16 protein-coding genes are annotated in these 14405 nt (G+C 58.3%); 15 read left to right on the forward strand and 1 reads right to left on the reverse strand.

Annotation, left to right across the window (positions count from 1 at the left end; all coding sequences use genetic code 11):
- The first annotated feature begins 10 nt into the window (after nt 1-10).
- From J3481_RS04905 to J3481_RS04955, 11 genes are all read left to right on the forward strand, one after another.
- The gene (locus J3481_RS04905) at nt 11-1240 is read left to right on the forward strand and encodes an AAA family ATPase (protein ID WP_206830158.1); all 1230 of its coding nucleotides are present in this window, start codon (nt 11-13) and stop codon (nt 1238-1240) included.
- Nucleotides 1241-1278: 38 nt separating this feature from the next.
- Nucleotides 1279-1776, forward strand: a complete 498-nt coding sequence (locus J3481_RS04910) for a hypothetical protein (RefSeq protein ID WP_206830159.1) — start codon at nt 1279-1281, stop codon at nt 1774-1776.
- A gap of 21 nt (nt 1777-1797) precedes the next feature.
- The gene (locus J3481_RS04915; RefSeq protein ID WP_206830160.1) at nt 1798-2808 is read left to right on the forward strand and encodes a ParM/StbA family protein; all 1011 of its coding nucleotides are present in this window, start codon (nt 1798-1800) and stop codon (nt 2806-2808) included.
- A 6-nt stretch (nt 2809-2814) separates the two neighbouring features.
- The gene (locus tag J3481_RS04920; RefSeq protein ID WP_206830161.1) at nt 2815-3420 is read left to right on the forward strand and encodes an EAL domain-containing protein; all 606 of its coding nucleotides are present in this window, start codon (nt 2815-2817) and stop codon (nt 3418-3420) included.
- A complete protein-coding gene (locus J3481_RS04925) occupies nt 3417-3917 on the forward strand; it encodes a hypothetical protein (RefSeq protein ID WP_206830162.1) in 501 nt (166 codons plus the stop codon). The genes J3481_RS04920 and J3481_RS04925 overlap by 4 nt, the downstream gene beginning before the upstream one ends.
- Complete coding sequence (locus J3481_RS04930; protein WP_206830163.1) at nt 3901-5067, forward strand: ParA family protein; 1167 nt, start codon at nt 3901-3903, stop codon at nt 5065-5067. The genes J3481_RS04925 and J3481_RS04930 overlap by 17 nt, the downstream gene beginning before the upstream one ends.
- Entirely contained in the window at nt 5057-5896 is an 840-nt protein-coding gene (locus J3481_RS04935) for an SAF domain-containing protein (protein WP_206830164.1), read from the forward strand. Before J3481_RS04930 ends, J3481_RS04935 begins: the two co-directional genes overlap by 11 nt.
- Before the next feature lie 10 nt (nt 5897-5906).
- Nucleotides 5907-7295: a CpaF family protein gene (locus tag J3481_RS04940; RefSeq protein ID WP_206830165.1), complete on the forward strand. Its 1389-nt coding sequence runs from the start codon at nt 5907-5909 to the stop codon at nt 7293-7295.
- 18 nt (nt 7296-7313) lie between these two features.
- Entirely contained in the window at nt 7314-8204 is an 891-nt protein-coding gene (locus J3481_RS04945) for a type II secretion system F family protein (protein ID WP_206830166.1), read from the forward strand.
- The gene (locus tag J3481_RS04950; RefSeq protein WP_236011236.1) at nt 8204-8641 is read left to right on the forward strand and encodes a hypothetical protein; all 438 of its coding nucleotides are present in this window, start codon (nt 8204-8206) and stop codon (nt 8639-8641) included. The genes J3481_RS04945 and J3481_RS04950 overlap by 1 nt, the downstream gene beginning before the upstream one ends.
- Before the next feature lie 84 nt (nt 8642-8725).
- A complete protein-coding gene (locus J3481_RS04955; RefSeq protein WP_206830168.1) occupies nt 8726-9760 on the forward strand; it encodes a hypothetical protein in 1035 nt (344 codons plus the stop codon).
- Nucleotides 9761-10178: 418 nt separating this feature from the next.
- Here J3481_RS04955 and J3481_RS04960 read toward each other — a convergent pair whose 3' ends face one another.
- A complete protein-coding gene (locus J3481_RS04960; protein WP_206830169.1) occupies nt 10179-10775 on the reverse strand; it encodes a hypothetical protein in 597 nt (198 codons plus the stop codon).
- 62 nt (nt 10776-10837) lie between these two features.
- Between J3481_RS04960 and J3481_RS04965 the strand changes: the two genes are divergently transcribed.
- From J3481_RS04965 to J3481_RS04980, 4 genes are all read left to right on the forward strand, one after another.
- A complete protein-coding gene (locus tag J3481_RS04965; protein ID WP_206830170.1) occupies nt 10838-11227 on the forward strand; it encodes a hypothetical protein in 390 nt (129 codons plus the stop codon).
- 61 nt (nt 11228-11288) lie between these two features.
- Nucleotides 11289-12971 carry an amidoligase family protein gene (locus J3481_RS04970; RefSeq protein WP_206830171.1) on the forward strand — a complete coding sequence of 561 codons (1683 nt, stop codon included), beginning with the start codon at nt 11289-11291 and terminating at the stop codon, nt 12969-12971.
- A gap of 64 nt (nt 12972-13035) precedes the next feature.
- A complete protein-coding gene (locus J3481_RS04975; protein WP_206830172.1) occupies nt 13036-13506 on the forward strand; it encodes a gamma-glutamylcyclotransferase family protein in 471 nt (156 codons plus the stop codon).
- Nucleotides 13484-14317, forward strand: a complete 834-nt coding sequence (locus J3481_RS04980) for a hypothetical protein (protein ID WP_206830173.1) — start codon at nt 13484-13486, stop codon at nt 14315-14317. The genes J3481_RS04975 and J3481_RS04980 overlap by 23 nt, the downstream gene beginning before the upstream one ends.
- Nucleotides 14318-14405 lie beyond the last annotated feature (88 nt).

Consider the following 14405-nt stretch of genomic DNA (forward strand, 5'->3'; position numbering starts at 1 on the left):
AAGGGACCTCATGCTGGCGCTTCTTTGTGCGAACGGAGCGGAGGAGATCCTGGCGCAGTGCGAGGGGATCTTGGAGATTCGGCTCATGACAGCGATGAGCGAGTTACGGAAGTACGCGGCCACAGGGTATGTGGATGGGATCTTGGTGGACGCCAGGCTGGGTGTGACCGCCGCCATACGCGAGCGGTTGCCCCAGATCCCGGTGCACGAATTCACCGTGCCGTTTGATCTGGCGGCGGTCATGCGCTGGGAGGAGCAACTGCGCACGCAGAGGAGCGCGCCCCTGGACTCGTCATCTGTTCCAGAGACGACGGTGACGAAAACTTCGGGGCCTGCGCCCTCTGTGCCTACGCCGCCCGCGTCGGAGGATCCACCGCAACCGAGTGTCCAACCAATGGCCGCTCCTCAAGTCGAGCGTCCGGTGACGCCAACCGTGTCCGAACCGTCTGTGTCGCCTCACAATCCAGTCGAAGCGCTTCGGCACACGTCGACGCCCGTCGTGCGCCGACGCACCGTGCCCGTGCTCATGCTGGACAGTCCCAAGGGTGGCGCGGGGCGCTCGACGCTCGGCGCGCACACCGCGTATTACGCCGCGTTGCGCGGGAAGCGCGTCGCGGTGATTGACCTTGACGTCAACGGCGACATCGCGCAAAAGTTCGGCTTTGCCGATGCCGAGGATGTGCGCGGTTGGCGCGGCGGATCGGTGGAGGAGGCCGTGCGAGATGGGGTGTGTTTATTGCACGAGTCCGGACTTCACATCTTCCCGTCGCCGCAAAGCCCGGAGGTGGTGCTCCAGTCCCCGGAGGATGCGGAGTATCTGGTGAACCTGTGCCTCGAAGAGATGGATACGGTACTGCTTGACATGCCGCAGGGCTGGACCCCGATCCATCAGGCGGTGTTGCCGTATACCACGAAAGTCATGCTGGTGGTCAACCCCGCCGTCGACCAGTTAGCCAGAATCCAGGAACATGCGGACAAACTCGCATTCTCGGGGCTGGATGCGTCTGTGGTCTCAGCCTTCGTGAACAAGTCCAAGCGTGTGCGGGCGGATGAACGCGCCATGCGGCAGTATCTGACGCCCTACACGGTGCGCGCCGTGGTTCCGTTTGACCCCACGATCGACAAGCGAGGGGGTCTGAACGGAAAGCGCATTGTGCAGGCGATGAAGCCGTTTTGGGATGAAGTGTTCGAGTTTTCTCCGATCAAGGCCAAGCGGCGCTGGTTTGGCATCCGCGCCTGATGCCATCCAGTCCTCATGAAGATAGGGAGGGGTGAACCGTGAAACGGACGGTCCTCGGTGCATGGATCGGTGGAGCGTTGTGCTTGGCGTTTGCGCCCGTCGTAAGTGCACAAACGGTCCAAAGCAACACGGTAACGGTCACGGCGGGGCATTACGTCCAGACCGGCACCGAACAGGTTCCCCAAACGGTCACCGTGCCTGAGCAACAATGTCAGACGGTCACCGTGCCGGAAGTGGCTACGTATCAGACGCAGAATATCGAGTTTTATCAGATGGACTGGAACACAATGGTTATTGGCCCGCTGGAATTTTCCGGCCCTGTCACGTGGTCAAGCGGTGAATATCCAAACGGCTGCATCGCGTATCGCGACATGACGAATCAGACACAGACGGGATATTGTGCCCCAATAGGGACGATTACGACCTATACAGCGACAGACTATGTCACCCAACAGCAATGCCAGACGGTGTACGTGCAACAAACGCAATATGTGACCCAACCAACCTACACGTGGGTTCCCACGAGTGTTTCCTAAAACGGGAAGGAGAGAAACGGCATGATCGTCGGCGTGGATCTGGGGTACGGCTGGATCAAGGCCACGAACGGGGAGCGTTTCGTGCGCTTCCCGGCTTTGGTGTGCGATGCGCACGATCTCCTCATGCGCGACGTCTTCCAGGCACCGGAGTATGAAGCGCACCTCGAAACGGCATCTGGCGCTCGGCGGGTGTTTGTCGGGGAACTGGCGCGGCGCGAAGGGGTGACGGCGCTCAATCTGGCAACGAAGAAGTACGAGGACGCGGATACGGAGGCCCTGTGGCTGGTGACGCTCGCACTCCTGGCGCAGGAAGGAGAGCCGCTGCATGTCGTGACCGGCCTGCCGCTCGCGCACTTCGAATCGCAACGGGAAGCGTTGAAGGAGCGCCTGCTGCACCTGCGCGGACGAGTGACCGTGCAGGATCGAACCATGGAGGTCGCGCCGCAAAGCGTGCGCGTGATCCCGCAGGCAATGGGCGCGATGATCGGCACTCTGCTCGATCCGGTCACGATGGAGCTCCGCAATCCGGCCTGGATCGAGCAAGGAGGCTATCTGTTGCTGGTGGACGTGGGCACGCGCACCACGGGCTTTGTCACGTTTGAAACGCAACCGGAGCTGCGGCTGGTGAGCCGCTTGTCGGATTCTGTGGACGTCGGGGTGCACGACTTGTATTTGGCGCTGGCTGGAGTCTTCCGTCAGCGCACGGGAGAAACGCCGTCACTCTCCGATCCTCTCTACGATGAACTCTACGCGCGCGGCGAGGTGTACTACGGCGGGCACACGGTCTCGGTGGAACCGGAGCGGTCGAAGCACATCGAGCGCATGGGGCAGCTCATCGCGCGGCGCATCCAAGAGCATCTGGGGGCGGATGGGTTGAAGCGCATCCACACGGTGTTCCTTGCGGGCGGTGGGTATCGCATGGCGCAGGGCGTGTTGCAACGGATGTTCCCGCACGTCCATCTGGTGCCGGACCCGCAAATGGCAAACGCCGAAGGCTATCGGCTCTACGGCTTGGCGCGGATCGGAGGGTGAGGACACATGACACTGCGAAAGCAATCGATTGTGCGCATTCCAGGACACGAACTGTATGGATACGAACTGCTATTGGCACACCCCAAAGACACGCTGGGCCTGATGGCGGAGGCGGGACTCCTCGGGGATCTCGACCGGTACATCCTCGAAACAGCGCGAAGCCTCGCCAAGACGGAGCGCACTCGCATCTTCGTCAACGCGACGTCGGAGCTCCTCTCGAAACAGCACCTGCCGTTTTCAGAATGCGACGATCTCTCAGGCGTCGTGCTGGAGATCACCGAGCGCAGCCGCCTCGATATGGAGGCGGTTGCTGCGTATTTGGCCCCGTTTCGCGCGCGCGGGCTGGAGGTGGCGCTCGATGATTTCGGCACCGGTTTTAACGGGCTGTCGCGCTGGGGCACGCTGCGCCCGGATTACATCAAAGTCGCCCTGACGAACGAGATGGCGCACTTTTTTCCCTTGTTGCGGCGCGCGGCGGAAGAGCTTGAAGCCACCATCATCGCGGAGCGCGTGGAGACGCCGGGGCAGGAGCGTTGGCTACGGGAACTCGGGATCGGGTTCGGCCAGGGATTTCTGTACGGGAAGCCGACGCCCGTGGTGACGGCCTCATGAAGATCGTCGGGTTTGCGGGATTCGCGAAAAGCTTTTTGGCCTGGAACCTCGCGGGTGCCGTCGAGTCGAGCGTGATCTACGCCGACCCTCGCGCGCCGTATCGCGTCTGGAATCGCCATATCCGCATCTACGAGCACTGGCTCGACGTCAAACGCCTGCAACCGTCGCCTGCCTTGGTGTGCGTGGATCACGAGGAGTCCGACGTGACGCCGGAAGTCGTGGTGTACGGCGTGACACCGGATTTGGCGCGCGTGCAAGCCGCCATGCGCACCTTGCAACAGGCGTCGCGCCCCACCGTGTTGGTGCTTGTGGGCTACGAAGACACCGGGGTGCCGTGGATTTTCCCGGCTGAATTTCGACCGACGCTCATCCTCCCGTGGGACATGCGTCAAGCCACCTGCGCGCTGGTCGGGGCGCCGCTGACACGCCGCGATCCAGCGTGGCGGGTCAAGTTCGAGACGTTGTGGAGGGAGATCCAACATGTGGCTTCTATGTGACCACGACCCGATTCGCGGCGAGCGGTTGCACCGATACCTGGACAAGCAGAACGTCCCTTCGCAGATCGCCACCAAGGAAGACGAGATCCCGGAGGCGTCCTCCGCGTACAAGCTCGCCTTGTTTCTGGGTGAGTGGAATCCGGCGACGGTGCGGCGCGTGAAAGAGACGCTGGGGGTCTCGGTCCTCTACTGCACCGCCGAGAACGTGCGCCCGGAACGGTTTGAGGAACTGCGGCAACAGGGGTATGACGACGTGGTACCGTACCCGCCGGCCGTCGATTACGTGCGGCACTGGGAGCGCACGGCCTCAGACGAGGAACGTGGCGGAACCACCGCGCTCGAAAAGCTCGTGGCGGGGCGGCGCAAACGCTCCTATACGGAACTTCGTGAAACCGCGCCGTTCGCGCCGCCGCCTACGCCGATCACGCGGAAGGCGAAGGTGATTTGCATCACGGGGGTCAAGGGCGGAGTCGGCAAGACGACCACGGCTGTCCTCCTCGCCAATGCGCTGGTGGCGAAAGGTAAGCGGATTGTGGTGGCGGAGCTCGACCCTTACGGGAATCTTGCCAATCTGTTCCGCCTGGAGCGCACGGTCACGGCGGATCGGTATGAGACTTTGCCGGATGCGCTCACCGAGCCCGAGTTGGAGCAAAACATGCTCAGGACCCCAGCGGGATGGTGGCTTATTCCCAAAGGGGATCGACCGCTTGGGTTGAGCAAAGACGGCGTATCCCGGCTGATCCACTTGGTGGGGATGTACGCCGACGTTCTGATCGTGGACACGCATGCCGGGCACCTCGTTTCCACGGTCATCGCCATGCGCGAGGCGGATGTGGTGTTGGGGATCACGACGACCGACCGCACGACGTGGACGGGTCTACGCGCCTTTCTCCAAATGAGTGAGCGCCCGGCCTATCTCGTGCTGAACCGCGTCCGGGAACGCCCGCGTAAAGCGGTGTCTGTGGGCGCGTTTTTACAGCGGGAAATCGGCTTTCGGGTTGCGGCCATCGTCCACGAAGACGACACGCTCTATCGCCGGGTACAACAGGGTTTGACGCCGCTTGGCTCCCGGAAGACCAACGCTAAGATCCATCAACTTGTGAACACGCTCTCGATCACCTCAAAGGAGGCGAAACCTCGTGAAGCGTAGCGCGTTTTTGTTGACCGGTGTTGGCCTTGCGTTGGCCGCAGGTGCGCTTTTCGCCGTGGGATATCGTCTGACCACGGCGACGGTGCCGGTCCTCACTGCCAGCACAGCTATCCCGGCGGACACTCCCGTGCAGGCGGATGAACTGACCACCACGCGCGTCCCCAGGCACTTCGCGGAACAGGCGGGGCTTATCACTGATCCGCCCTCTGCACTCGTCGGACACTATCTGTCGGTCTCGACAGTGCCCGGCGAGCCGATCAGTGCGAACATGATCTCCACGACGAATGATCTGCAGGCCCTCCTCAATCAGTACACTGCGGCACAACATGAGCAGGGTGTGCTGATGGACTTCACGGCGAATACGGCGCTGGCGAACTTGGTGGAGCCGGGGCAGACGATCGCGATCACCGTCACGCCCCAGGGACAGGGCGCAGTGCCCCAGCTCTATCCGGTGTATGTGCTGTCGGTGTCGGTGCCGCAGCCAAGCAACAACTCGTCCCTGGGCGGTTCGTCCTCGTCGTCGAAGGTGATCTATCTCTTCATCCCGATGTCGGAGTATGACGCCGTATCGGCGGCGATCCTGTCGGGAAGCGCCCATGTGGTCTTTCTGCCGAGCGGCATGACGCTGCCGAACGTGTCATCTCCATCGTCTGCGCCGTCGACATCCACGGGGCCGTCCGCATCGTCGTCCAATACCACCTCCGGGACCAATAGCAACCCGACGGCACCCGTCATGCCGGGCAGCACGCACATCTCGACTTCTTCATCGACACCCGCCACGCCGTCGCCATCGGTGCAGCACAAAGCAGTCCAACCCAAGCACAAATGAGGTGATTTGCATGTCCGTCAATGTGCGAGACATCGAACAAATCCAGCAGCATATGGAACAGATGCTCAAGGGTGATCCGCGGGAAGACCAGGAAGGTTTCTACGAGGAAGCCAACCAGTATCATAAGCAACTCATGGAGACCATTCGCCGGAGGCAGGAATGGTGGCGGGATCTCCCGCCCCGCCGCGCGGCGTATGCGTATCTCGGCAAGGTGGCGGGTGAAGTCGGCATCCCGCCCAAGTACCGCGAGTACGTCATCACGATGGCGCTGAACGATATGTACTCGTATGGGAAAATTCAGCATCTTATCGACGATCCGCTGGTCTCCGACATCCAGGTGTATGGAGACCACTTCACGTTCTACACCAAGGCGGGGAAGCGGCATATCTCCACGGAAGGCTTCATGACGAACGAAGAGGTCTACGCCTTCGTGCAGAAGAAGCTCTCCGGGACGAATTACCGCTTTGATATGACGAACCCGTCCACCGACGCCATCCTGCCGGACGGATACCGCATGCACGTGGTCGGCGGCCCGGCGGGGTGGACGCTGCCCGAGGACGAAGACGGCAGGCGGCTCGAAAAGGACTGCCTGATCGTCACCATCCGCAAGCCCCTCCGAAACTTCACCTTGGAGGAGCTGCATGCGCTTCACACCTTTGACGACCTGATCTTGCTCTTCTTCCAGTGGATGCAGCGCCTGGCTCGCTCGTTTGTTGTGGTCGGCGGTACCGGCTCTTCAAAGTCGACACTGATGGCCGCACTGCTTGGGCTGGTGCCGCGGGACAGGCTTTCGTGCATCATCGAAGAAATGCCGGAACTCCAGCCGCTTTGCGCCTGGGCAGCCCGATTGTATGAGCGCGCCCCGAACGCGGAAGGCCGGGGCGCCGTGCGGATGGCGCAGCAGATCGTCAACACCCTGCGGATGATGTTCGATAACGTCTATATCGGTGAGGTGCGCACGACGCCTGTCATCTGGGAGTTCTTTCAGGCCGCGGCGACCGTCACGTATCAGACGGGCACCACGTTGCACGTGTCGGGCTTCGCGCACGCTGGCGCGGCGATCCGGCGCATGGCGGCGCTTTTGTCCAGCCACGAGTCTCGGCCCACCCCGGCGATGGTCGGGGATCTCATCACGATGGGCGTGCGCAACATCATCAGCATGCGCTCGGTTCCCGAGAAAGGCGGCAAGCGCGTGGTCGAAATCGCCGAAGTGCTGCCGTATGAGCCGCGGGAACAGCGCATCCCGTATGTGGTCATTGCGAAGTGGGATCCGCGCACGGACACCTGGGCATTCCACGGCATCACGGAGCAGATGGCCGAAGAAGCCCGCCTTCTGGGGCACACGATCGCTGAACTCCCGATCCAGACTCATCCCAACGTGCAGTACGTGTATCTCTGATAGGGAGGAGGCAAAGCCGTGTTGGGGCAACTCAGCGGTGTCCTGATGGCGCTCGCGATGCTCTGCTTTTTCATTGAAGCTGACTTGCGGCGCGCCCACGAAGAGACGCTGTGGCTATCGTCCATCCGCGAACGCTACCAAGACACGTCCTCCAAGATCCAACGGTTTAAGGCATTGCAACGCCTGAGGTTCGAAGCGCAGGAGGCGGGCATTCGCATGTCCGCCTTGCTGCCTATGGCAGTGTTCGCGTTCGTGGCCCTTTCTGTTCTCCTGAGTTTCGCAGAGAAGTCAGTGTTGTTCGGGGTCCTGGTGAGCCTCGGCGGCACGATCGCAGGGACGGTGACATGGATCCGCTCGCGATACAAGAAGCAGAAGTACCGCTTTCTTCAGTCGATTGTACGCGAGGCGATTCCCATCGTCATTACGACCCTCCGAGCGACGGATCGACTGGACGAGGCGTTTGAGGACGTGGCGCGAATTGCACGGAGCCCTATTCTGCGCCGCGAGTTTCAACTGATCACGCAGAGCTGGCGCGGGCTGCGGATCACACCTGAGCAAGCTTTTGTCCTCGCCGCCTCACGGTGGGAGATCGAAGAGATGGTGCAGCTCGCCAAGGCGACGGAGGTGGCGACTCGGTATCAGGCCGACCGCGCGCAGTTGTGGCTTCGCTTTCGAGATCAGATCGAGCGCGATGAGGACAAGCGGCGCGTGCTTCGGGCGAAGACGTTGGCCGGGCGACGCAACGGTCTCATCTATGCCGGGATCGTTTTGTCGATGTTCGGCCTGGTCTATCCGCGTGCGCAAGCGTATATGACGACTTTCGCGAAAGACGGATTCTGGATCACGTTGCTCATTCTCATTGGATGCACGTGGTGGATTTGGCGGACTGGCGAGGTGATCGAGGTTTGATGTTGCAGGAGAGCGGAGCGATCGCGCAACAACGCGCATCCATGCGGCTGACACGGCATTACACCGTGACGGTCGAGGATGGCGTCGCGGTCTTGCATCACACGCCATCCTCGTGGTGGCCGTGGTACTGGATGGACGCCAAAAAATTCATGCGGGAGCGGCAAAGGGCCTACCGAAAGCTTGCGCAGAGCGGGCGAACGGACATCCGCGAGGTGCGCGGGTATAGTCTCTGGATTGAGTATGCGCGGGACGGATTTCAGCAGCACGAGGAGCCTGTGCAGTTCTGGCGTGATCAGATGGGGCTGATTTTTCTCTGGCTGTTCAATGTCCACAACTGGCGGGTGAGCCGCATCCCAAAGTTGATGCGCCTTCTCCACCGGGAAGTCGTCCACGTGGGGACGATGGATTGGGCGACGTTTGTCGAGCGCTTTGGGTGAACCGGGACGTACTCAGGAGTGAGCATGCACATGTCGAATCATTGGATCATCCCTAAACGATGAAGCATACGAGGAGGAAATCATATGCCCGTGTCGAATCATACTATCATCCCTTTTTCGGCGACTGAGCAGCGAAACGTGTGCATCCATGGCTTGATAGTTGGAGAATGTCGAAGCGTTGTCGAAGAAGTTCAAAAGCTAGTCGAGGAAGAACGGATGAGACTGCAAGAATTCTATGAGCGCATGAACAAATCCTTTGTAGAAGATGCCGAAACGTTTACACGATGGGAAAAACACCGTTCCATATTAGCCAAATACATCCGCGAGCTATTAAGTCTCTCTGACATCAAGCGAATCTTAGTCGTCGGATCCGGTAATTGCTACGATCTCGATTTACACGTGTTCAACGAGCATGAGGTCGTTGTCACATTCATCGACATCGACGCTGAAGCAACACGTCGAGCAATTGAAGACCGGGAACCCATGTTGCTTCAAAAAGCAAATATCATACAAATGGACATTTTGGGATGGAATGATACGCTTGAATCCATCAAAGCAGTATTTGCCCAGGGAGATACGCAAGAGATTCTTCGTGCGTTCAAGCAAGCCCGAAAGAAATTTCGTCGTTCCGTACAAAGCGTAGATGAAATGTTCGATGCGGTTATCATTCTTCCCTTGTTTACTCAACTTGTAGCACCCTATTTGCTCAGCGAAGAGCAGAACGGTAGGGTTTGGTTGCGAGATCATCGCTATCCAGTGCATAAAATTCACACAGAAATACAGTACCTGTCTGATCTTGCATCACGAATGGTGCTGGACCGATTGTATGAAAATGTTCGACCAGGCGGGTATTTATTGGCGATTTGTGAACTGTTCAATGCTTTTGAACATCCATATCGGAATCACTTCATATCTCGATATGGCGTGAATACACTGGACGCGATCAACCACGCTATCCAACATGGTGTTTATAACGGGTGCAAGGGATTCTTGGGATGGTTCCATGAGAAACGTGAGACGTTCAGTGACATGATGGCGGCCGGTTGGTTATGGGATTTTGACGAGTATATCATGTATGCGGTTCTGATGAATAGGGTAAGAAAGACGGATGCCATCTAGTAAAATGGAATGCCCTTCTTGCCTTCCACCCCTCCTTGATGTGAAGGGGGGATTTTTTTTGTTTGTGATATCACACATGCCACCTGAAATCCCGTTCAACCCAGAAATTGTGTTCGATACCCTCAGTGCTTGGATCGAAGCTCGCGAACCTATTTCGGATTCGTGGTGTGTGCTAGGGAAAGTCGTGTATCACCGTTTCCGACAGACGCCATACAAAGAGTTTGTGGTGGACTTGATGCCTGATAATGGCCCCGAACCTACGGAACGTCTTCACATGATCGTAGCTCGGCGAAGACTGGAACGCCCGCGAAACTCAAGACGTATGGACGAGATGGAAGTCCTCGCCTACACATGGCTGATATGCCTGTATGTGCAGGAAGCGGCGGCACAATGTCCGTATCATCAACCGCGGGTCGAACTAATCTGTCGGCTCAATCCCTTTTCGGAGATCAAGACGGAGGTATGTCTTACGCAACTCGGGGTCACGAATAAAATCAAATCCATATTTTGAGTAATACGATATTTGCCGCTGGCGCTGTTCTTCGTTTTCCCAATGTTGTTCTCCTTCGAGAAAGTCTATGCCTTGTATATGTGCGTAACGAAGAATGCCACGCATCAGGGCATTACCAAACCCTTTGCTGATGTGTTGAATGGGAACATCAATAAGCATCATGTACAGTCTCCCTGCACGCTGATCTTCCTGGTTATAACGAAGATCAGCGCGTACAGCCCTTGGTGCGTAGTTAAAATGTGGTGAACAACATTCAATGTAAATGTAATTTCCAGATTCCCTCGCCTTTACGAAGAACGGCGTTCCTTCTTTATCAAATCCTACGTGTAAAAGAGAATCAGCGTTTTGGTTCAACTTTTCAAAGAAAACGTTCCATTCCACTGAAGAAATCCGTTCATTTACTTTAGATGGTCGATTTCGAAGTTCATTATTGGCCGTTGACGTCAATGTTCTTTTCCAAAAAAAGATTCTGTCCATCTTCATACAGAAGGCTAATTTAGACATTCGTTTTTAAAATTCCTGCTGTATATGAGCAGGCGACGGCCCATCAAGGGGGGTGAACTTAAATGATGTATGATTCATACCAATTTAACACAACCGAGTTGTTTCGAAAAATAGACGCCTGGCTTCGTGAAAAACCTGGAATCCAAGAATGCGAAGTGGTGCCGCTTTGGGAGTATTCAAACCTCGGGGTTGAAATCAAAGTGAAACTCCAGACAAATTTAACAAAGGATGTACTTCCTATTGCACAGGTCACTGGCCGAGGCAGAGGATACTTTGATTTTCCTCATCTGCGGTCAAAACAACATGCGGCAGAAGCCCTCGCATATGCTTGGGTTGTTGCGGCCTATCTTGAAGAGAAAGGGGTTCGTATCAAGCTTCGCCCCACCGTCGACGCGCTTGCCAAATTGCAATCCTTCATTCGCCTGCCTGATGGACAGATTGTTGCGAACTGATGGGACGAAACATCCGCCATTTGCCTTCCACCCCTCCCTTACATGAAGGAGGGGTTTTTTTATGACCACCTGCGCCGTTTGCAGCAGACGTCTCACGCACCCTGTGTCCGTCGCACGCGGCACCGGCCCTGTCTGCGCTAAGCACGTGGCCGAGTTCATTGCTGCGATCTCCGCGCAGACTGCCGAGCGCATTCGTCAGTCGTGGGCGCGTCGTCGCGACGAAATGGTCGGCGTGAACGAGATGGCCATTGCGAACGCGAAGGCCCGGTTTCTCGCTCGCATTCGCAGGCAGCCCACCGTTGCAACGTACAGCGGCATGATCGCAGACCAGTTCAGCAGGACGCGTGAACAGGACGAGGTGCTCGAGTTCCACCACTTCGCGGACGCCGCCGTGCAGGTGCACTCCGAGTCGGGCCGCGAGTACGTCGTGACCACTGACCGCACGGGCGCCGTGGCCGTCGCATGCTCGTGTCCGGATCATCAGCACCGCCATCGGGTGTGCCGGCATATGGAGGGCTACAACCGATTTGCCGCAGAGCGACGCATGGCCGAGCAGGCGGAAGCCGAGCGCCAGCGTGTGGCGGAGGCGATGCGAGCGCAGTCGAGCGCAGAGATGACGTTGGAGACCGCGAATCGCGTGACGGCTGCGCCAACCATTCTCACGCACATTGCCGATGGTGAAATTGCATGGGACAACGAGCGTGACCGAGCCCTCTACGCTTGGCACGAACGTCATCGGCACGACGGCGTGTACATGAGTCAGGATGATGCAAAGTGGCAAGCCTTTCGGGAACAAGCTCGGACGCTTGAGGGACTTGGTGAGTACGAGACGGAGAATGTTCTTGATGGATCGGGATTGACCTTCGGGGTCGAGATGGAAATGGAGAATATCGACGGAGATGAGTTGGCGAGAGAACTCTACGGCTATGGATTGTCCACAAGACGAGACGAGCAATATTACAGTTACCAAGTAGGCGAGCGAACGGGTTGGGTCGTGAAGCATGACGGTAGCCTCCATAGTGGATGCGAGGTCGTCTCACCTCCGCTTCGGGACACTCCGGAGACGTGGGCGGCCATCCGGAAGATCACGGACATCGCCCAGCGCATGGGGGCCAAAACGGACTTGAGTACGGGACTTCACATTCACATGGCCCATACCATTCTCGATGACCGAGGCTACCGCTGGCAGCGGCTTGCCCGCTACATCTACTGGTTCGGGAACGAGTACTACAAGATGGGGGCGGCGAGCGATCGTCATTATGCCACCGTACATCGCGGTTTGCGTTACGCAGGACCGCTGCGCCTGCGCGACCTTCGTCAACTGCGCCGCAATGACACCGCGATGTCGGCTTCGCGCAAGTTGATTGGTTACCGTTGGCACGAAGACCGATACAAGATCATCAACACGGCCAAGTTCGTGGAGCACAACGTCCCAACGGTGGAATTCCGATACCCGAATGGCTCATTGGACCCGATCATCATCCAACGCCAGATCCAGTTGGCGAACGCCACGATGATGCAGGCAGCGTATCTGCGCAAACACATGCCCGGCGCTGAGCGTCTTCCGGCGCTGTTCCGGGGTGACAGCTCGGATGCGCTGGCCGAAGGAGCGGAAGGACGCTTCCGCCAGTTCCTCGATACGCTCGGGAGCGACCGTCTGCGTCGTATCGCTACGGGTCTATGGGTGCGAGGCGAGGTTCCTCTCTTTTATCAAGAACAAACACATGTTGACAGCAGAGGATGATGGAAGTATACTCGACTCAAATCAAGATGGAGATTCCAATCAAGGCAAAAGGAGGGCGGTGCGGATGATCTACTTCGCCTATGGCAGTTGCATGAACGAGCGTGACTTCCAGCGGACTTGTCCCACCGCCCAAATGCTCTATGACGACGCGATTTTGTTCGGGCATCGGCTCGCGTTCAACGGGTATTCGGCGCATCGCAACGGCGGCGTTGCGAACATCGTCCCAGCGCGCGGGCACACGGTGCATGGGGTGTTGTGGTGGGTTCCGGATCGTGAGGTCAAGCGTCTTGATCGACGCGAAGGCGCGCCGTACGTCTACCGCCGTTTACTGGTGCTCGTCCGGTGTAACGGTGAGTGGGAAGAGGCGGAGACATATGTTCTGGTGCATCCGCTGCCATATGAGATCGCGCCGTCTGATGAGTACGCGCGGATCATTCTCGGCGGGATTGTCAATCCAACCTATCGACGTCGCGTAGAACAACACATTGCTCGGTTAAGGGAGGAAGGCACGTATGGAGCAGCAATTACAGCCTAACGCGGATGCGCTGATGCAGCGGATCATGGACGGCACGTTCGACACTGCTTGGCGGGCGAAGTTCTGGACGCCGCTTCGTGAAGGCGAGGTTCCCACGAAGGAGTACATGGTCAAGTTCCTTGATCGCGAGGCGGCGGAAACGCACTGTCCTGTGGGGATCTTGACCTATGTCATGGACTATCCGTTCTTCGACACGGACGACGAGATCACGAAGGCCCTCATGCGATTGGAGATCGTCAAACCCCTCCATCACGACATGACGATGGTGGGCGTCCGCTCGAAGATCATGTACGGGCCAGTGCTGATCCTCGACAACACGCAACCGCCGCCCTATGCAGACCCAGAGGAGGCGGAGGAATACGAGGAGATGGAGTGGAGCGACGAGGAGCCGATCGAGTGGAACATCTTCAACGACCGGACGCTGATCCAGTCGCTCATTCGCAACCGGGCACTCATTGTGATGGAGCGCGCGGACGTGTTCGTGTTGCGGGGCGATGCGGCGCTGCGGAAGGCGAAAGAGGGACACTGCGCGAGCTGCCGCTACTTCACGAAAGACGAGCGCGGCGGTCTGTGCACGGCGTATTACCAGCGGACCGGCGAGAACGCGCCGATCGGCCGGAGTTGCACGGACTTCTATCCGCGCCCGAAGGTGGAGAAGCCGGCGGCAGATCGCTACGTGCTCCTTGAAGCCGATGATATCTACGTCCCGCCATACACGGCCCAGGCGCTGTTCGAGGTGGATGGGAGCGAGACGGAGTGGCTAAAGGAACTCCGGCAGGAGATCTTTGACAAGGGTCTCAAGGTCGATTAACACCGAGGGGATGAATGATGCGGCATTTTTCTGTGTATCATTCACACTTTTACTCGACGTCGCATCCCCTGCTCCACGAGTTCGGGCG

Source organism: Alicyclobacillus fructus (assembly GCF_017329605.1).
Classification (GTDB): domain Bacteria; phylum Bacillota; class Bacilli; order Alicyclobacillales; family Alicyclobacillaceae; genus Alicyclobacillus; species Alicyclobacillus fructus.

What these genes read in the sequence shown, in the direction of transcription:
- J3481_RS04930 (WP_206830163.1), top strand. Translation starts at nt 3,901, where the DNA reads ATGTGGCTTCTATGTGACCACGACCCGATTCGCGGCGAGCGGTTGCAC.
- J3481_RS04925 (WP_206830162.1), top strand. Translation starts at nt 3,417, where the DNA reads ATGAAGATCGTCGGGTTTGCGGGATTCGCGAAAAGCTTTTTGGCCTGG.
- J3481_RS04975 (WP_206830172.1), top strand. Translation starts at nt 13,036, where the DNA reads ATGATCTACTTCGCCTATGGCAGTTGCATGAACGAGCGTGACTTCCAG.
- J3481_RS04905 (WP_206830158.1), top strand. Translation starts at nt 11, where the DNA reads ATGCTGGCGCTTCTTTGTGCGAACGGAGCGGAGGAGATCCTGGCGCAG.
- J3481_RS04970 (WP_206830171.1), top strand. Translation starts at nt 11,289, where the DNA reads ATGACCACCTGCGCCGTTTGCAGCAGACGTCTCACGCACCCTGTGTCC.
- J3481_RS04920 (WP_206830161.1), top strand. Translation starts at nt 2,815, where the DNA reads ATGACACTGCGAAAGCAATCGATTGTGCGCATTCCAGGACACGAACTG.
- J3481_RS04965 (WP_206830170.1), top strand. Translation starts at nt 10,838, where the DNA reads ATGATGTATGATTCATACCAATTTAACACAACCGAGTTGTTTCGAAAA.
- J3481_RS04980 (WP_206830173.1), top strand. Translation starts at nt 13,484, where the DNA reads ATGGAGCAGCAATTACAGCCTAACGCGGATGCGCTGATGCAGCGGATC.
- J3481_RS04950 (WP_236011236.1), top strand. Translation starts at nt 8,204, where the DNA reads ATGTTGCAGGAGAGCGGAGCGATCGCGCAACAACGCGCATCCATGCGG.
- J3481_RS04960 (WP_206830169.1), bottom strand. Translation starts at nt 10,775, where the DNA reads ATGTCTAAATTAGCCTTCTGTATGAAGATGGACAGAATCTTTTTTTGG.
- J3481_RS04940 (WP_206830165.1), top strand. Translation starts at nt 5,907, where the DNA reads ATGTCCGTCAATGTGCGAGACATCGAACAAATCCAGCAGCATATGGAA.
- J3481_RS04915 (WP_206830160.1), top strand. Translation starts at nt 1,798, where the DNA reads ATGATCGTCGGCGTGGATCTGGGGTACGGCTGGATCAAGGCCACGAAC.
- J3481_RS04955 (WP_206830168.1), top strand. Translation starts at nt 8,726, where the DNA reads ATGCCCGTGTCGAATCATACTATCATCCCTTTTTCGGCGACTGAGCAG.